Origin of the sequence: Sphingobacterium sp. JUb56 (assembly GCF_014191365.1) — a bacterium.
Lineage (GTDB): Bacteria > Bacteroidota > Bacteroidia > Sphingobacteriales > Sphingobacteriaceae > Sphingobacterium > Sphingobacterium anhuiense.
This window is the reverse complement of sequence record NZ_JACHWL010000001.1, coordinates 4,073,790-4,090,734: the sequence shown is the minus strand read 5'-3', so window position 1 is coordinate 4,090,734 and position 16,945 is coordinate 4,073,790. Positions and strand designations below refer to the sequence as shown.

Genomic DNA, 16,945 nt, shown 5'->3' with positions numbered 1-16,945 from the left:
TCTTTGTGCTATGTGGTTGCGTCAGCTTTCAGTTTTAAATTTTAAAAATTATTCAGAGTCTTCTTTAGAATTCTTACCGGAGGTAAATGCTTTTGCGGGGGATAATGGTGTTGGTAAAACCAATCTTTTGGATGCTATACATTATCTTTCCCTATGTAAAAGCTATTTTAATCCCATCGACTCGCAACATATTAAACAGGGCCAAGACTGGTTTATGTTGCAGGGTTCATTCGAAAAAAACGAATTTCAAGATGTTATTTCCTGTAGCATCAAACGTAATCAAAAGAAACAATTTAAGAAAAATAAAAAGGATTATCCTAGATTGGCTGATCATATCGGTCAGTTTCCTTTGGTAATGATCTCTCCTAATGATACCCTAATTATTACTGATGGCAGTGAAGAACGCCGTAAATTTATCGATAATGTCATCTCGCAGACAGATAATAAATATCTGGATACGCTTATTATTTACAATAAAATCATTGCCCAGCGTAATATGCTATTAAAGCTGGCCAAACAAAGTGGGGTATTGGATCTTGGTCTTGTTGAAGTGCTAAACATGCAACTCGATGAAGTTGGTACTGTCATTTATAATAAACGTATTGCTTTTATGGCTGAATTTCAGCCGGAATTTGATCGGCATTACTTATACCTGACTGAAAATGCAGAGACTGTCCAGCTTGTCTATGAATCTCCTTTGATGGAAGATTCATTTTTGAACATTTTGGAAAAGAACCTGGAACGCGACCGGGCACTGGAGAGAACCACAGTGGGTATACATAAAGATGATTTAATTTTCACCATCCACGGAGGTATGCCCTTGAAAAAATTTGGTTCTCAGGGTCAGCAAAAATCATTTTTAATTGCACTAAAATTAGCGCAGTATTCCTTTTTTCAACAAAAGAAAGGCTTTAAACCACTATTGCTTTTGGATGATATTTTTGACAAATTGGATGATAAACGTACGCACAAACTGATGCAGATGGTATCTGATGATGAATTTGGTCAAATTTTTCTAACAGATACAGATGCAAAAAGAATTAAACGAATTTTTGATGCGATTGCCAGTCCAGTGCGTATCTTTGACATAGCAGGAGGTGAAGTTTATGTATAATAAGAAGTATAAGGGCGGATTGGAATATATTCGTTCGAGTGATGATATCACAATAAAAGAGGCGATTGACCGTCTTTTGGATGCTTACAAATTGAAACGTAAATTTGAAGAAACTTCTATTCTGGCAGTATGGCCAACGTTGATAGGTAAGGCTATTGCCAATCGGACAAAACAGATCTATATTAAAGACAAAAAGCTCTTTGTAAAGGTCGAGTCTGCTGTAATTAAAAATGAACTTGTTTTAATGCGCAGGCAGATATTGGGACGAGTCAATGAGCATGTTGGTCACGTCATCGTTGAAGAACTTGTCGTTTTATAATTTAATTCTCAAATCTTCAGTATTAGGAGATGAATACATTTTTTCAAGATCAAATTGCGAAGCTTTTTGATGTTTCCCCCAATAATCTGACCGCCATATTATCTTCTTTTGTCGAAGAGGATCTTTTAAAAGGAACATATTTTTTAGAGCACGGTAAACGCTGTGATCGATTGAGTTTTATTCAGTCGGGTATTGTCCGCGTGTTTAAAGAAAATGCTTCAGGCGAGGTTACGCAATGGATAGGGCAGGAGGGGTACTTCGTTACTGACTTATCTTCGTTTCTTTTTGATGAGCCTGCCAGATGGAGTATTCAGGTCTTAGAGGATACGAAGTTACTTTCCATTTCTAAACAGGATTATCTTTTATTTGAACAGCAGATCCTTGATTGGAACCGGTTGGAAAAAAGATTTATAGCCAAATGTTTTTTACAATTGGAAGATAGCATATATAACTTTATAGCGTATACGGCAGAAGAACGCTATCATTTATATTTTGAACAGCATAAAGCGCTGTTTAACCGAGTGCCGCTTCAATACATTGCGTCTGTACTGGGTATGTCTCCAGAAACATTGAGCCGAATAAGAGCAAAAATTAATTCTTGATAAAAGTCAAGTGTATGGTTATTTGAATATACTAGTTTTGGTATATGAAAGCACATATCGAACAGACAATTACTATTAATACATCAATCGAATCAGTTTGGAATGTATTAGCTGATTTTAATAGTTACTCTATCTGGAGCCCTACAATTAAGCATTTTTTTTCTATTCCAAGCGTTGGAGAAAGATCGAAGGTTAGATTGGAACAGCCTGATGGACCAAGTATGACCATGAATCCGATGTTTTTAGTAATCAATCCTCAGAAGGAGCTTCGTTGGAAAGGCAGTCTTTTTATTCCAGGTTTGTTCGATGGCGAACATTATTTTATACTCGAAAAAAAATCCGATCATGCAACAGTTGTGACTCAAGGTGAATACTTTTCCGGAGTGTTTGTTTATTTTTTTCGAAAAATGATTTATGGTGTAACCTCCAATGGTTTTAAGTCTTTTAATGAAGCTTTAAAGAAACAGGTGGAGAATAGGAATATCTTATAGATATTCCTCTAAGTTTCCTTTGCCAGCTCTGATAACTTCAAATTCGCCCTCTGTAAGGTCAACTACTGTAGAAGCAACATTATCACCATAACCACCATCAATTACTAAATCGACTAGATTTTCATATTTTTCATGGATCAATTCTGGATCTGTTGAATACTCTAGAATGTCATCTTCATCTCGAATGGAGGCTGTAACAATGGGATTACCAAGCACACGTACGATTTCGCGTACGATATTATTATCAGGAACACGGATACCCACTGTTTTCTTTTTGGAACTTAATAATTTTGGAACTTGACTGCTGGCATTAAAGATAAATGTAAATGGACCTGGAAGGGCTTTTTTTAATACTCTAAAAACGGTTGTATCAAATGGTTTGGTATACAAAGATATATCTGTCAAGTCATAGCAAATAAAGGATAGATTGGCTTTATCTGCCTTTAATCCTCTAATTTCACAAACTTTTTCTATTGCTTTCTGATTTGTAATGTCGCATCCTATACCATAAACCGTATCGGTGGGGTAGATGATGACTCCGCCTTTTTTTAGAACGTCAACAACTTGCTGTATTGACTTTTCATTGGGGTTATTATCGTAAATTCGGACTAACATAACGTTGAGATATAGTACTAAATTACAAATTATTTATAGATAAAAGAAAAACGGTCAAAACTGGATATGTTTTGACCGCTTGCTATCGTATTGTTATCGATTAAAATTCTGCGTTGTTCGGTGTACGAGGGAACGGAATAACATCTCTAATATTGGTCATTCCTGTTACAAATAATACCAAACGCTCGAATCCTAGTCCAAAACCGGAATGCGGAGCTGAGCCATAACGACGTGTATCTAAGAACCATTCCATTTCTTCCGCAGGGATGTTGACTTCAGCCATACGTGATAATAACTTATCTAAGTTTTCTTCACGTTGTGATCCGCCCACCATTTCACCGATTCCCGGGAAAAGAATATCCATCGCGCGTACTGTTTTGTGTCCATTAGCATCTACATCATTTTGCTTCATATAAAATGATTTGATCTCCGCTGGATAATCAATCAGGATCACCGGTTTTTTATAATGTTTCTCTACTAAATAACGTTCATGCTCGGACTGTAAATCAGCTCCCCATTCATCAATTAAGTATTTAAATTGTTTCTTTTGATTTGGTTTACTGCGCTTCAATATGTCGATCGCTTCTGTATAGGTTACGCGTTCGAAATCATTATTCAGTACAAACGTTAATTTATCTATTAGATTTAATTCTGCTCTTTCTGCCGCAGGTTTATTTTTCTCCTCTTCTAATAAACGTGTTTTTAAAAATTCAATTTCTTCAGGACAGGTATCCAGCGCATACTTGATGACATACTTCAACAAATCTTCCGCTAAATCCATGTTATCTTCCAACTCATAAAATGCCATTTCTGGTTCAATCATCCAGAATTCTGCTAAGTGACGGGTTGTATTAGAATTTTCAGCTCGGAAAGTTGGACCAAAGGTATAGATATTCCCAAGGGCCATAGCCGCTAATTCACCTTCTAATTGTCCTGATACGGTTAGATTAGTAGATTTACCAAAAAAGTCTTCTTTAAAATCAATATCACCATTTTCTGTACGTGGAATATTGTTAAGATCTAATGAAGTTACACGGAACATTTCACCAGCACCCTCTGCATCAGAACCAGTAATAATTGGCGTATGCATGTACACAAAATCTTTGTCATTGAAGAATTTGTGAACAGCAAATGCTAAGGCATTACGTACTTTAAAGACTGCATTGAATGTCGTTGTACGGAAACGTAAGTGAGCGATTTCACGTAAAAATTCTAAGCTGTGTTTTTTCGGTTGCAAAGGATATTTTTCAGCATCTGAATCACCTAAGATCGTCAACTCATTTACTTTGATCTCAACTTTTTGACCTTTACCTTGTGATTCAATTAAATTTCCTTTTACGCGTAATGCAGCACCTGTTGTGATCCTTTTTAATAAAGCATCGGGTGTGTTTTCGAAATCAACTACTGCTTGGATGTTGTGAATGGAAGATCCATCATTGATTGCTATAAATTGATTGTTTCGGAAAGTTTTAACCCATCCTTTAACAATAACTTCATGCCCAAATTCAGTGGCATTTAATAATTCTTTTATACGTGTATGTTCCATTTTTATTGTGGCATTTCAAATCAGGTCTAAATAATAGATCAGGATCTTATTTTTTTGTATGAAACTCAAAAATAGGGTATAATTTATAAAAATCCTTTATTTATTTAGAAATATTCGGTATTTGTTTTAATTAAAAAAGCCTCTGAGATTTTCAGAGGCTTTTGATATTGTTTTAAAGGGAAGATTATCCTTTTAATACTTTAGTTACTAATTCAGCAGCTTCTTGTAATTGAATTGCCGAATAAACTTGTAAGCCTGAATCATCAATTAATTTTTTCGCTTCAGCAGCATTTGTACCTTGAAGACGTACGATAATTGGCACAGGAATATTTCCGATTTCATTATAAGCATCGATTACACCTTGCGCAACACGGTCACAACGAACGATACCACCGAAGATGTTAATTAAGATTGCTTTTACATTTGGATCTGATAAAATGATATTGAAACCAGCTTTTACCGTTTCAGCATTTGCAGTACCACCTACATCTAGGAAGTTAGCAGGCTCACCACCAGCAATTTTGATGATATCCATAGTTGCCATTGCAAGACCAGCACCATTTACCATACAACCTACGTTACCGTCAAGTTTTACATAGTTTAAGTTAGATTTACCAGCTTCAACTTCTGTAGGATCTTCTTCCGTTACATCACGTAATGCTGCATAATCCGGGTGACGGTATAATGCGTTCTCATCTAAGTCTACTTTCGCATCTACAGCTAAGATTTTATCATCAGATGTTTTTAATACAGGATTGATTTCGAACATAGAAGAATCTGTTGAATCGTATGCTTTATATAAAGCAGCAACGAATTTCACCATTTCTTTATGTGCACCACCAGTTAATCCTAAGTTGAAAGCAATTTTACGTGCTTGGAAACCTTGTAAACCAACTTTAGGGTCGATTTCTTCTTTGAAGATTAAGTTTGGAGTTTTCTCTGCTACTTCTTCAATATCCATTCCACCTTCTGTAGAATACATAATGATATTACGACCTTTAGCACGGTCTAATAACACAGATACATAAAATTCTTTAGTTTCACTTTCACCAGGATAGTAAACATCTTGAGCAACTAATACTTTATTTACTTTTTTACCTTCAGCGCCAGTTTGAGGAGTTACTAATTGCATACCGATGATATCTGTAGCACGTTGTGATACTTCTTCTAGGTTTTTAGCTAATTTAACGCCACCACCTTTACCGCGACCACCAGCATGAATTTGAGCCTTGATTACAACCCAGTCAGAATTGTATTCTTCTTTCAATTTTTTAGCAGCTTCTACAGCTTGCTCTGGAGTTTCAGCAACAATACCTTCTTGTACTCTTACGCCAAAACTTTTAAGTATTTCTTTTCCTTGATATTCGTGAATGTTCATTGCAAAAATGTTTGTGTTGTAAAAGTATTATTTTTTAAGTGAATGGTCAAGTTCTGAAGCATAAATTTAGCTTAAATTGACTTTTATTATATACTACTTGGCGGATATGGAGTTAAAAGGTCTTGATTTATTCAAAGGTTTTGTTCATAAAAAATATTTAACTTTGTCATATGATGTTACAAGCCAAAAGTATTTTCAAATCATACGGTCCTTTACCTATATTAAAAGGGGTGGATATAGAAGTTGCAAAGGGTGAAATTGTGAGTATTGTTGGAGCTTCTGGAGCTGGAAAAAGTACGCTTCTTCACATTTTAGGGACCTTGGATTTAGCAGATAAGGGGGAACTGTATATCAATGGAACCAACATCAGTGCACTGAATGCAAAAAAACTGAGTGCCTTTCGCAATGAACATATCGGGTTTGTTTTTCAGTTCCATCACCTACTCCCAGAATTTACGGCTTTGGAAAATGTGTGTATCCCAGCATTTATTAAAGGTGTGGGGCGCAAAGATGCAGAAGTTCGTGCGATGGAGATATTGGATTTATTAGGTGTAGCACATCGGGCTAGCCATAAGCCGACTCAAATGTCTGGTGGAGAACAACAACGTGTATCTGTTGCTCGTGCCTTAATTAATAACCCTTTTATTATTTTGGCAGATGAACCTTCAGGAAATCTAGATTCTGAAAATGCTACAGCATTACATCAGTTGTTTTTTGACCTAAGGGATAAATTTGAACAAACTTTTGTCATCGTTACTCATAATGAAGAGCTGGCACGTATTTCGGACCGTACTATTCATATGCGTGATGGAATTGTGATCGTATAGTATGTATACAGTCATTATAAGTCACTTAGAATACATAAACCGCGATAAATGTGTTGCTCATAATAACTTTATCGCTTAAAAAAACACTTTATTCTGATGAAAAAAAGAATACTAATAACCTTTGGAACTAGAGGGCTTGGGCAACGTATTGCAAAGCTATTAGGGGATGAATTTGAAATCTTTTTTGCGAGTTCTGAGGAGATTCCTTCACTGTTATTAAATTCAGGCAAGTATTTTAAATTGCCTGCGGGGTTAATGCCAACCTATGCTCACGAAGTATTAAAAATAAGTTTAGATCATCAGATTGACTATGTCCTGCCATTGGGAGGTTATGAATTTGAACCTCTAGCCGTGGCCAAAATTTTATTTGAAGAATATGATATTAAGGTAATTGTTCCAGCTCAGGACGTTTTGCAAGATTACTATGTGATTGAAAATCCACCAAAAGAATTATCACTTGCTTTATTAGTTGATGGTAAGTCATTGATTGATGATTTTACAACTGAACATCCTGGATTGGATGGTTTGTTTGTGGTATCGGATTCAGGTGATGATTTTGCCTTATGTGCTGTTTCAAAAGATTAACTGTTTTATGTTAAGATATCAAGATTTCCCAACGGATAAAAAGGTATTTATTTTTGAACTGGATGACGTTATTTATCCAAAACGGGACTATTTATTACAGGTTTATTATCTTTTTGCTAATTTTCTTGAATTTACAGAGACCTTTCCTCCTCAGGCTGATTTGGTTACATTTTTTAAGAATCATCTAGATAGTCAAGGAGAAGATATGATCTTTGAACATGCTACCGAAGTTTTTCATTTTGATTTAAAGTATAAAGAGCATTTCGAAAGATTATTTGTTAATGCTGTTTTACCCGTTAAATTATTGATGAAAGATGGTATTCCAGAATTATTAACAGCTATTGTTAATGCAGATAAACAGATCTGTATTTTGACGAAAGGGAACCCGCTTATGCAGTTGAATAAAATAAAACATATGGAGTGGGGGCCTTTGGCATCTAAATTAAAGGTTTATTTTGTTGATGAGTTAAAATTCCGCAATTTGGAGCCTCTCGATTATATAGCTGAAGAGCTACAAATAGCTAAAAATGATTTTATATATCAAGATTGTTAGTTTTTCGATTTAGCCATTGATTATCAGTTATTTAAATTTATGTAATTAATTGCTTTTTTCTAAAATTAAACTCTAATTCTAAAAAATATGCTAAAAAATGTTATATTTATCAGAATGTAAATTTAGTGAGATTCGACTATGAGTATACAAGGAGATAAACCAACAACAATTAAGGAAATAGCGAAGAAGCTGAAAATTTCACCCTCTACTGTATCTCGAGCGTTGAATGACCATCCAAGTATTGGATTAGTGACGACCATGCGTGTGAAAAAAGTTGCTGAGGAATTGAATTATGAGCCTAACCAAACGGCGATATTTTTTAAGCAACGCAAAACTTTTACAATCGGTGTTTTATTACCAAGTCTATCTGAACCATTTTTCTCTTCTGCAATTAGTGAAATTGAAAATGTTTCCAACGACCGTAAGTATACCGTGATCATGGGGCAATCTTTGGACGATGCCGAAAGAGAAGAGAGAATTTTGAAAACCTTTAAAAGCCATCGTGTTGATGGTGTTTTAATGTCAGTAGGTAAAAATACCACAAATCTTGAGTTTCTTGAAAAGCTAGAAAATTCTGGAACACCAATTGTATTCTTTGACTGTGTACCCGATATTCCTAAAATTAATAAAGTTGAAAGTGATCTAGCAACGGGTATGAACGAAGCTATTGATGCTTTCGTTGCTCGGGGTCATGCTAAAATAGCACTTATTAATGGTCCACAATTGCTTCCTGCAAGTGAAGAACGCAAAAATTCCTTTTTATCTGCTTTGAAACGTAATGGCTTGGACTATGATGAAAAGTATATTGTGAATACGGATTTAACGACTGAGGGAAATGAGGCTGCTATGGAGAAACTATATGCCTTACCTGAAAGGCCTACAGCAGTTGTGTCTTTTAATGACTTTGTGACTTTAGATGTTATGAAGGCTGCCCGAAACAGAGGTCTGGTTCTTAATCATGATATTCACTTTATTAGTTATGCGAATTATCCTCTCTGGAAATATATGGAAAATCCTCCAATGGGATGTATCGAACAATTTCCAGGAAACCAAGCTAAGAAAGCGGCTGAGATTTTATTTGAAAAAATAAATAATCCTGATCTTGCTCCACAACAGATTGTATTTAAGTCGAGATTGATTATGTGATCAATCTTTTAACATAAAATAGAAAGGGCTTATCATTATGATAAGCCCTTTCTATTTTATGTTGTCCGTTACCGTTATAAGTGTATCACTTCATCGTAAGCATCGGCACAAGCTTCCATAATAGCTTCACTCATAGTTGGGTGAGGATGGATCGCTTTAATCATTTCATGACCAGTTGTTTCTAATTTTCTTGCTACAACAATTTCAGCAATCAATTCCGTAACATTTGCACCAATCATATGAGCTCCTAAGAATTCACCGTATTTTGCATCAAAGATAACTTTTACAAAACCATCTTTTGCTCCGGAAGCAGATGCTTTACCTGAAGCAGAAAAAGGAAATTTACCTACTTTAACTTCGTAACCAGCTTCTTTTGCCGCTTTCTCAGTATAACCTACTGAAGCAATTTCAGGAGAACAATAGGTACATCCAGGGATGTTGTTATAGTCAATTGGTTCTACATGAAGACCTTTAATCGCTTCTATACATAAAATTCCTTCTGCTGAAGCAACGTGTGCAAGAGCTTGTCCTTTTACGATATCACCGATAGCATAAACGCCGTCGATATTTGTTTTATAATAATCGTCAACCACAACACGGCCACGGTCTGTTTTTACACCAACTTCTTCAAGACCTAGATTTTCGATATTTGGCATGATACCTACTGCTGATAATACAACTTCAGCCTCGATAACTTCCATGCCTTTAGCAGACTTGATATTTACTTTACTTAAAGTACCTGAAGTATCAACAGATTGTACTTCAGATGAAGTTAAAATGTTAATGCCTTGTTTCTTTAAGCTTTTTTCTAATTGTTTTGATATTTCTTCATCTTCAACAGGAACGATTCTGTCCATGAATTCTACTACTGTTACTTTCGTACCAATTGCATTGTAGAAATATGCAAATTCGATTCCAATAGCTCCAGATCCAACAATCACAAGTGATTTTGGTTGTTTTGGTAATACTAATGCTTGTCTGTAACCGATGATCTTTTTACCGTCTTGTGGTAAATTTGGTAATTCACGTGATCTTGCACCAGTAGCTAAAATAGTATGTTTCGCGGTGTATTCTTTTGATGAACCATCTGCAGCTTTAACATCGATCTTACCACCGGTTTTAATTTTTGCAGTACCATTAATGACGTCAATCTTATTCTTTTTCATTAAGAATTGAATACCCTTGCTCATTCCATCTGCTACGCCACGACTTCTTTTTACAATAGCATCAAAGTCAGGCTCACCACCTTGTACATTAATACCATATTCAGCAGCATGATTTAAATATTCAAAAACTTGTGCACTTTTTAATAGAGCTTTCGTCGGGATACAGCCCCAATTTAGACAAATACCTCCTAAAGATTCGCGCTCGATGATAGCAGTTTTGAAACCTAATTGTGAGGCTCTAATGGCAGCAACATATCCACCAGGACCACTACCAATTACAATGATGTCGTAATTCATAAAATAATTATTGTGTAGTTGAATGCTCAATCTATTTCTGAATTTCTTGAGATTCAGAATAGCAAAGCTTATTCAAAAGTACGCATTTTTTCTGAATGTTATAAAATTGAGCGACATTATATTGGCAGATTTTAATAAGCGCACGTCATTTTAAAGATTAATATGTCAAAGGAAGGTCAAAGCATTCAGAAAAAATATCCATCTCACTAAATAATTCTATTTTTGGGATTACTTATTTTTAAATCAAGTTTTTATGCTCCGTATTTTTAGACAAATAGCACTTTGGGAAGCTGTTTCAACCATTTGTTTGTTTTTCTTTGCTATGCCGATGAAATATTTTTTTGAAACGCCCGAAGCGGTGAGAATTGCAGGCTCGATTCATGGCTTTTTTGTCGTCATATTTGTCATCATGTTGATCATGTGCACAGTAGAATATAAATGGAATTGGAAAAGACCATTGACTTATTTTGTCTTATCTCTAATTCCTATTGTAGGTTTCTGGGTAGAATTGGATGTGAAGAAGATTATTAATGGACAAAAGAAATAGAAAATAAAAAAGGATGATTTATTCATCCTTTTTTATTTTATCAATACCTACATAAGCATAAGTAATTTCAGTGCGTCCATGCGGTGTTGGTGTGCCTTCTTTATTAAGGTTGACAAAAACTAATTTGTCGATGGATAGAATTGTTTTTCTCGTAATTTTGTTGCGAACCTCACATCGCATCGTGATGGATGTTGTACCAAAATTAGTTGCTTCTATTCCTAATTCTATAATATCACCTTGTTGAGCCGAACTGACGAAATTGATTTCAGAAATATACTTCGTTACTACATGTGAATTGGCCAATTGCACAATTGCATAGATAACAGCCTCTTCATCAATCCATCTCAATAGGGTCCCCCCAAATAGTGAACCGTTAGGGTTTAAGTCTTCTGGTTTTACCCATTTTCTTGTATAGAAATTCATGTTTTATTTTGGGCTTGGTTTGTTGAAAAAGAAAGGGGAAAATTTTATTTTCCCCTTTTTAGTATTTTAAGCGTGAATTGCTCTATTCGAAGTTGCGGCTAACGCAGCTTCTTTTATTGCTTCCGTATATGTCGGGTGTGCATGGCAAATGCGACCGATATCTTCTGCTGATGCGCGATATTCCATCGCTACGACTGCTTCTGCAATCATATCAGCAGCTCTTGGTCCGATCATATGTACGCCAATAACTTCATCAGTTTCAGCATCAGCTAATATTTTTACAAAACCATCCGTATCCATCGAAGCTTTGGCACGACCAGAAGCTTTGAATGAGAATGAACCCGTCTTGTATTTAACACCAGCTTCTTTTAATTGTTCTTCTGTTTTACCTACAGAGGCAACTTCAGGCCATGTGTAAACAACACCAGGAATTAAATTATAATCGATATGTGGTTTTTGACCAACAATGCTTTCTGCTACGAAGATACCTTCATCTTCTGCTTTGTGCGCTAGCATAGCACCTTTGACAACGTCTCCAATTGCGTATACACCTGGGACGATTGTTTCTAAATGATCGTTCACTGTGATTTTTTTACCTCTTTCTTCAACAGTGATACCGATATTTTCTAAACCTAAATTATCCGTATAAGCAGTACGTCCTACAGCTACGATACAGTAATCACCTTCTAATGAGATGATTTCACCTTTAGGGTTTTCAGCTGTCACAGTTACAGTTTTACCTTTTGAAGTTGCTCCTGTTACTTTGTGGCCAGTATAGAACTCCATACCAACTGATTTTTTCAAAACGCGTTGTAATTCTTTACCTAAACCACCATCCATAGTTCCGATGATTGATTTTGCAAATTCTACAACAGATACTTTAGAACCAAGACGAGCGTAAACAGAACCCAACTCAAGGCCAATAACACCACCACCGATTACGATTAAGTGCTTAGGAATTTCTGTTAGATTTAAAGCTTCTGTCGAAGTAATAATTCTTTTTTTATCAACAGGTAAGAATGGTAAATAAGTAGGTTTCGAACCTGTAGCAATAATTACATTTTTACCTGTAATTTGCTCAGAAGTACCATCATCTTTTGTGATTTTAATGGTGTTCTTATCTACAAATGAACCAATTCCTTGGAAACTTTCAACTTTGTTCTTTTTGAATAGGTATGTGATACCTGCAGTATTTTGATTGATAACATCGTCTTTACGAGCAATCATCTTCTTAATATCAACTTTTAAATTGCTTAAGCTAATACCATGTGCTTCGAAAGAATGTGCAGCATTGTGGTAATGCTCAGATGAATCTAATAAAGCCTTTGAAGGAATACAACCTACATTTAAACAAGTTCCTCCAAAAGTGTTATACTTCTCAATTACAGCAGTTTTTAACCCTAATTGTGCACAACGGATTGCTGCTACATATCCGCCTGGTCCACTTCCAATTACTATTACGTCGTATTGCATCTATTACGTTTTAAATGTTTGAGCAAATTTAGTCATAATTAACATTATAGGAAATCTATTTTGTTAAAAACGTGTATAAATTTGAAATAGTAGTCTCGTTATAATGTCATAAAAAAAGGCATCCCTATTTAAGGAATGCCTCATTGAAATATTTCTGAATGATTATTCTGCAACAATCTTTCCTTGCATTACACCGTAATGTCCTGGAAAGCTACAGATGAAATCATAAGTTCCTTTTTCTAACGTGAAGGTGATTTTATCTGTTTCACCTGGACCTAATAATTTTGTATGTGCAATTACAGAAGAAAGTGCTGATTTAGGTACATATTCATCTGCTTGAGCACCAGCTGCTTCAGCGCCAAATGTCGCTAGGTCAGTTCCTGGTTTTAAAATGACAACATTATGCCCCATAGATTCTTTAGGCATAGTACCAGCATTCTTAAAATTTAACTCAACGCTCTCTCCAGCTTTTACGCGGAATAGGTTTTTATCATATTTCATTGCATCATTACCTTCTAAAGCTAATGTATTAGAAAGCTCTACATTCTCAATTCCAGGGATTTTTTCTGTTTCTGTTTCAGCAACCTCTGGAGTTGTTTGTTCAGTTGTTGAACTGGTTTCTTTTTTCGTTGAATCGCCACCGCAAGAAGCAAAGGCCACTGCTAAGGCAATAACTGGTAAAACAAATAATTTTTTCATTATGTTAATTATATTTTTACTAAAAATAAGGAAAATATTGCTTTTAATTGTATTTTTTGCGTAACATTTTTTCTATCATTTCATGTAGGTGGTTTGGATCGAAAGGTTTTCCAATCACATTGTTCGCTCCAGCATCAAGAGCTTCCTGTTGTTCTGCCTCAAGCACAGATGCGGATATCGATATGATAAGAATATTCGAAATTGCTGGATTATCATGCTGTCTGATTCTACGGATAGTCTCAAAACCGCTCATAATAGGCATATGTGAATCCATGAAAATAATGTCAAAATCTTCACTTTCTACCTTTTCAAGCGCGGCTTTACCATTATTAGCAGTTTTAATTTCACAGTTCCAAGTTCTGAGGATATTAGCAAGCATGAAACTATTCAATTCATTGTCTTCTGCCACTAGAATTTTTAAATTATCGAAACTTTTGAGTTCTGAGTATAGTATTTTTTCAGGTTTAGACTTTGTGACTGCATTTGTTCTGTCAAACCAACAGTCAAATGTAAATTCACTCCCTTTTCCATAAGTACTAACAGCAGTAACTTTTCCTCCTAACAATATGGAGAGTTTTTTCACAATTGCTAAACCAAGACCTGTTCCTCCAAATTTTTTCGTGATTCCATCCTCACCCTGTTCGAATGCAAAAAAGATTTTCTCCAAAGAATGTTCCGGTATACCTATTCCAGTGTCGGTAACTTGAAATTGTAGGTGAAGTTTTGAAACATTGCTATCAATTAAATTGATATTTAAAGTGATACTGCCTTCTGCAGTAAATTTGAAACTATTTGATATGAAATTGGTGAGAATTTGTTTTAATCGCAATGGATCTGCTAAGAAAAAACTATCTATTTTTTCATCGATATAAATAGAAAAATTTAGACCTTGATGAATCGCTTTATGTACAAATAGATTTTTGAGGTCGTCTGTTATATCATGTACGGAGGTGGGTTCAATTTCTAGTTTCATCATTCCGGAATCAAATTTGGAAAGATCTAAAATATCATTTACGATATTAAGTAAATTGAGCGATGCACTATTTAACTTATTGACCCAATCTTGTTGTTCAAGTGAAAGCGGTGAGTTTTTTAACATTTGAGCGATTCCCATCACACCATTGATTGGTGTTCTAATTTCATGACTCATATTTGCTAGAAAAGTTTCTTTGGATTTTCGGGCTAATTCTGCCTCTTCCTTTGCTCGTATAAGTTCTTCTTTGGAGTTCTCTAAAGCCTGATTTTTTTCTTTAATCTCGTTTTGAGTTTGCACCTGCTGAATAAAGGATTTTACTTTAGCAATGGTGATTTCAGGACTTAGCGGTTTATAAAGGTAGTCGACAGCCCCACTGTTCAATCCTTGAATGAGATATTTTTCCTCTTTAGATATAGCCGTAACCATGATGGCAATAATGTGGCTGGTTTTCGGATTATGCTTGATAAGCTCCACAAATTCGAACCCATTAATGTCTGGCATTTGTACATCAACCAATGCAATATCAATGTTTTGTTTATAGCAGATACGAAGTGCTTCATTAGGATCTTGACTACTGATAATATTGATACCTACAATATCATTTAATAATGCTGTAAGGCTAATGAGATTTTCAATTTTATCATCAACTATTAATAAGTTTATATTCTTCATTATACTAGTCCATTTAAATGATCAATGTACTTTACAATTTCTTCTGTTGTATAAATATGATGTTGAGCATGTAAATCGATAGCGGCTTGAGGCATTGTAGGAACTTCTGCAGAATCTGGATGTTGTACTATACATATTCCGCCCCTATTTTTAATTGCTAATAAGCCTTTTGCACCATCTTGATTCGCTCCCGAAAACAAAATTGCGATACAGTTCTCTTTATAAACTTCGGATGCTGATTCAAATGTGACATCAATCGAAGGCCTTGAAAATTGGACGGGTTCTGAATTATCTAATGCAAGTTTGAAATCAGGTTCTATCAATAAATGGTAACCAGGGGGCGCAAAATAAACCTTTCCTCCTTGAATCTGTTCTTTATCTTCAGCCGATTTAATTTGTAGGGCATAGTTTTTTTTTAAAACTTGCTCAAAATTAGATTCAAATTTTGGGTTACGATGAACGATTACAAGTATTGGAATCTGAAAGTTCTTCGGTATTGATTTTAATAGATTTAAAATCACACCAAAACCTCCGGCAGATCCTCCCAACAGTAATATTTTATTGCCCTTATTCATATACGGCTAATTTTTTTAATGCGTGTTCGTTTTAGTGTTATTATTAAGCTCGTTTATAGCGTTAATGAAATCTTTGTTATGTACTGGATCTCGCCCGCTTACGAAATAGCTTATTCCATATGATATTTCTTACGCTATTTTTTGATAGATATTGTTTTTTTTATCAATTAACTTGAATCGGTTTGCGTGCTTATAGTTGATTAGGGATTCTTTTGATCCTAAGCATAGAAATCCTAATTTGCACAAAGAATCATAAAAAAGATCAAGTACTTTTTCTTGTAATTTAAGATCAAAGTAGATTAATACATTTCTACATGTAATTAATTGAAATTCATTAAAAACACCATCAGAAATTAAATTGTGAATAGAAAATAGTATATTTTTTTTTAGATCATTCTGAATGGTGGCTGCATCATACATCGCGGTATAATACTCGGATAAAGAATGTTCAGTTTTTGTTTTGATATAATTTTCGGAATACTCCTTAAGCTTTGTTAAGGTGTAAATACCTTTTTTTGCTTTTTCTATAACCTGCGAATTAATATCAGTACCATATATAAACGATCTGTTGAGTAAATTAGCTTCTTTTAGTAAAATAGCTAGGGAATAAACTTCTTCGCCTGTAGAACAGCCGGCACTCCATATTTTTATATGTGGATAAGTTTCCAGATAGGGGAATAGTTTTGTGGTTACAGATGAATAAAAGTCGGGGTCCCGAAACATCTCTGTAACATTTACCGTCATTTCTGGGATGAAATAATGTATAAAACCTTCCTGATTGATCAGATTTGATTTAAGACCAACGACATCCAGTTTATTAATGTCCATGATGCGGGTAACTCGTCTTTTTAAAGATGCTTTTGAATATCCAGAGATATCTAATCCATGGAAATTTTTTATGATTTCTATAACGTCGTCTAATTCGGAATAGTCTAACATAT

19 protein-coding genes are annotated in these 16,945 nt (G+C 34.9%); 9 read left to right on the top strand and 10 right to left on the bottom strand.

All coding sequences use genetic code 11. The annotated features are described in order from the left end of the window. Positions 1-10 precede the first annotated feature (10 nt). From recF to FHR29_RS17375, 4 genes are read left to right on the top strand one after another with little or no spacing between them, the layout of a single operon-like run. Positions 11-1,114, top strand: a complete 1,104-nt coding sequence (recF, locus tag FHR29_RS17390; protein ID WP_021188793.1) for a DNA replication/repair protein RecF — start codon at positions 11-13, stop codon at positions 1,112-1,114. Next, positions 1,107-1,433 (top strand): DUF721 domain-containing protein, encoded by a 327-nt coding sequence (locus tag FHR29_RS17385; RefSeq protein WP_021188794.1) that lies wholly within the window; start codon positions 1,107-1,109, stop codon positions 1,431-1,433. Before recF ends, FHR29_RS17385 begins: the two co-directional genes overlap by 8 nt. 29 nt (positions 1,434-1,462) lie before the next feature. Beyond that, a complete protein-coding gene (locus FHR29_RS17380) occupies positions 1,463-2,035 on the top strand; it encodes a Crp/Fnr family transcriptional regulator (RefSeq protein ID WP_183915998.1) in 573 nt (190 codons plus the stop codon). Between the two features lie 44 nt (positions 2,036-2,079). Continuing rightward, the gene (locus tag FHR29_RS17375; RefSeq protein WP_183915996.1) at positions 2,080-2,526 is read left to right on the top strand and encodes an SRPBCC domain-containing protein; all 447 of its coding nucleotides are present in this window, start codon (positions 2,080-2,082) and stop codon (positions 2,524-2,526) included. On the opposite strand, the gene FHR29_RS17370 is transcribed toward FHR29_RS17375, so the two are convergent. The 3 genes from FHR29_RS17370 to sucC form a co-directional block, all read right to left on the bottom strand. Next, positions 2,521-3,141 carry an L-threonylcarbamoyladenylate synthase gene (locus tag FHR29_RS17370; RefSeq protein WP_021188797.1) on the bottom strand — a complete coding sequence of 207 codons (621 nt, stop codon included), beginning with the start codon at positions 3,139-3,141 and terminating at the stop codon, positions 2,521-2,523. The genes FHR29_RS17375 and FHR29_RS17370 overlap by 6 nt on opposite strands. A 100-nt stretch (positions 3,142-3,241) precedes the next feature. Next, complete coding sequence (asnS, locus tag FHR29_RS17365; RefSeq protein ID WP_132843754.1) at positions 3,242-4,687, bottom strand: asparagine--tRNA ligase; 1,446 nt, start codon at positions 4,685-4,687, stop codon at positions 3,242-3,244. A gap of 184 nt (positions 4,688-4,871) precedes the next feature. After that, complete coding sequence (sucC, locus tag FHR29_RS17360; protein ID WP_132772350.1) at positions 4,872-6,065, bottom strand: ADP-forming succinate--CoA ligase subunit beta; 1,194 nt, start codon at positions 6,063-6,065, stop codon at positions 4,872-4,874. Between the two features lie 173 nt (positions 6,066-6,238). Between sucC and FHR29_RS17355 the strand changes: the two genes are divergently transcribed. From FHR29_RS17355 to FHR29_RS17340, 4 genes are all read left to right on the top strand, one after another. Beyond that, entirely contained in the window at positions 6,239-6,892 is a 654-nt protein-coding gene (locus FHR29_RS17355) for an ABC transporter ATP-binding protein (protein ID WP_183916712.1), read from the top strand. Between the two features lie 96 nt (positions 6,893-6,988). Further along, positions 6,989-7,477, top strand: coding sequence for a hypothetical protein (locus FHR29_RS17350; protein WP_132772346.1), 489 nt, complete (start codon positions 6,989-6,991; stop codon positions 7,475-7,477). 7 nt (positions 7,478-7,484) lie between these two features. Continuing rightward, on the top strand, positions 7,485-8,030 hold the full coding sequence (locus FHR29_RS17345; protein ID WP_183915993.1) for an HAD family hydrolase: 546 nt from the start codon (positions 7,485-7,487) through the stop codon (positions 8,028-8,030). A gap of 138 nt (positions 8,031-8,168) precedes the next feature. Further along, complete coding sequence (locus tag FHR29_RS17340) at positions 8,169-9,176, top strand: LacI family DNA-binding transcriptional regulator (RefSeq protein WP_021188801.1); 1,008 nt, start codon at positions 8,169-8,171, stop codon at positions 9,174-9,176. Positions 9,177-9,250: 74 nt separating this feature from the next. Here FHR29_RS17340 and lpdA (FHR29_RS17335) read toward each other — a convergent pair whose 3' ends face one another. After that, complete coding sequence (gene lpdA, locus FHR29_RS17335; RefSeq protein WP_132772342.1) at positions 9,251-10,639, bottom strand: dihydrolipoyl dehydrogenase; 1,389 nt, start codon at positions 10,637-10,639, stop codon at positions 9,251-9,253. 253 nt (positions 10,640-10,892) lie between these two features. On the opposite strand from lpdA (FHR29_RS17335), the gene FHR29_RS26670 reads away from it, so the two are divergent. Further along, positions 10,893-11,186 carry a DUF3817 domain-containing protein gene (locus FHR29_RS26670; RefSeq protein WP_232789346.1) on the top strand — a complete coding sequence of 98 codons (294 nt, stop codon included), beginning with the start codon at positions 10,893-10,895 and terminating at the stop codon, positions 11,184-11,186. Positions 11,187-11,204: 18 nt separating this feature from the next. Here FHR29_RS26670 and FHR29_RS17325 read toward each other — a convergent pair whose 3' ends face one another. The 6 genes from FHR29_RS17325 to FHR29_RS17300 form a co-directional block, all read right to left on the bottom strand. Further along, positions 11,205-11,609, bottom strand: coding sequence for an acyl-CoA thioesterase (locus FHR29_RS17325; protein WP_021188803.1), 405 nt, complete (start codon positions 11,607-11,609; stop codon positions 11,205-11,207). Positions 11,610-11,675: 66 nt separating this feature from the next. Beyond that, the gene (gene lpdA / locus FHR29_RS17320; protein WP_021188804.1) at positions 11,676-13,082 is read right to left on the bottom strand and encodes a dihydrolipoyl dehydrogenase; all 1,407 of its coding nucleotides are present in this window, start codon (positions 13,080-13,082) and stop codon (positions 11,676-11,678) included. A gap of 162 nt (positions 13,083-13,244) precedes the next feature. Beyond that, positions 13,245-13,781: a plastocyanin/azurin family copper-binding protein gene (locus FHR29_RS17315; RefSeq protein WP_021188805.1), complete on the bottom strand. Its 537-nt coding sequence runs from the start codon at positions 13,779-13,781 to the stop codon at positions 13,245-13,247. 43 nt (positions 13,782-13,824) lie between these two features. Then, entirely contained in the window at positions 13,825-15,429 is a 1,605-nt protein-coding gene (locus tag FHR29_RS17310) for a response regulator (RefSeq protein WP_021188806.1), read from the bottom strand. Next, positions 15,429-16,004 carry a chemotaxis protein CheB gene (locus FHR29_RS17305; RefSeq protein WP_021188807.1) on the bottom strand — a complete coding sequence of 192 codons (576 nt, stop codon included), beginning with the start codon at positions 16,002-16,004 and terminating at the stop codon, positions 15,429-15,431. The genes FHR29_RS17310 and FHR29_RS17305 overlap by 1 nt, the downstream gene beginning before the upstream one ends. Positions 16,005-16,133: 129 nt before the next feature. After that, positions 16,134-16,943: a protein-glutamate O-methyltransferase CheR gene (locus FHR29_RS17300; RefSeq protein WP_132772339.1), complete on the bottom strand. Its 810-nt coding sequence runs from the start codon at positions 16,941-16,943 to the stop codon at positions 16,134-16,136. Positions 16,944-16,945: the final 2 nt, after the last annotated feature.

What these genes read in the sequence shown, in the direction of transcription:
- recF (WP_021188793.1), top strand. Translation starts at nt 11, where the DNA reads ATGTGGTTGCGTCAGCTTTCAGTTTTAAATTTTAAAAATTATTCAGAG.
- FHR29_RS17385 (WP_021188794.1), top strand. Translation starts at nt 1,107, where the DNA reads ATGTATAATAAGAAGTATAAGGGCGGATTGGAATATATTCGTTCGAGT.
- FHR29_RS17380 (WP_183915998.1), top strand. Translation starts at nt 1,463, where the DNA reads ATGAATACATTTTTTCAAGATCAAATTGCGAAGCTTTTTGATGTTTCC.
- FHR29_RS17375 (WP_183915996.1), top strand. Translation starts at nt 2,080, where the DNA reads ATGAAAGCACATATCGAACAGACAATTACTATTAATACATCAATCGAA.
- FHR29_RS17370 (WP_021188797.1), bottom strand. Translation starts at nt 3,141, where the DNA reads ATGTTAGTCCGAATTTACGATAATAACCCCAATGAAAAGTCAATACAG.
- asnS (WP_132843754.1), bottom strand. Translation starts at nt 4,687, where the DNA reads ATGGAACATACACGTATAAAAGAATTATTAAATGCCACTGAATTTGGG.
- sucC (WP_132772350.1), bottom strand. Translation starts at nt 6,065, where the DNA reads ATGAACATTCACGAATATCAAGGAAAAGAAATACTTAAAAGTTTTGGC.
- FHR29_RS17355 (WP_183916712.1), top strand. Translation starts at nt 6,239, where the DNA reads ATGTTACAAGCCAAAAGTATTTTCAAATCATACGGTCCTTTACCTATA.
- FHR29_RS17350 (WP_132772346.1), top strand. Translation starts at nt 6,989, where the DNA reads ATGAAAAAAAGAATACTAATAACCTTTGGAACTAGAGGGCTTGGGCAA.
- FHR29_RS17345 (WP_183915993.1), top strand. Translation starts at nt 7,485, where the DNA reads ATGTTAAGATATCAAGATTTCCCAACGGATAAAAAGGTATTTATTTTT.
- FHR29_RS17340 (WP_021188801.1), top strand. Translation starts at nt 8,169, where the DNA reads ATGAGTATACAAGGAGATAAACCAACAACAATTAAGGAAATAGCGAAG.
- lpdA (WP_132772342.1), bottom strand. Translation starts at nt 10,639, where the DNA reads ATGAATTACGACATCATTGTAATTGGTAGTGGTCCTGGTGGATATGTT.
- FHR29_RS26670 (WP_232789346.1), top strand. Translation starts at nt 10,893, where the DNA reads ATGCTCCGTATTTTTAGACAAATAGCACTTTGGGAAGCTGTTTCAACC.
- FHR29_RS17325 (WP_021188803.1), bottom strand. Translation starts at nt 11,609, where the DNA reads ATGAATTTCTATACAAGAAAATGGGTAAAACCAGAAGACTTAAACCCT.
- lpdA (WP_021188804.1), bottom strand. Translation starts at nt 13,082, where the DNA reads ATGCAATACGACGTAATAGTAATTGGAAGTGGACCAGGCGGATATGTA.
- FHR29_RS17315 (WP_021188805.1), bottom strand. Translation starts at nt 13,781, where the DNA reads ATGAAAAAATTATTTGTTTTACCAGTTATTGCCTTAGCAGTGGCCTTT.
- FHR29_RS17310 (WP_021188806.1), bottom strand. Translation starts at nt 15,429, where the DNA reads ATGAAGAATATAAACTTATTAATAGTTGATGATAAAATTGAAAATCTC.
- FHR29_RS17305 (WP_021188807.1), bottom strand. Translation starts at nt 16,004, where the DNA reads ATGAATAAGGGCAATAAAATATTACTGTTGGGAGGATCTGCCGGAGGT.
- FHR29_RS17300 (WP_132772339.1), bottom strand. Translation starts at nt 16,943, where the DNA reads ATGTTAGACTATTCCGAATTAGACGACGTTATAGAAATCATAAAAAAT.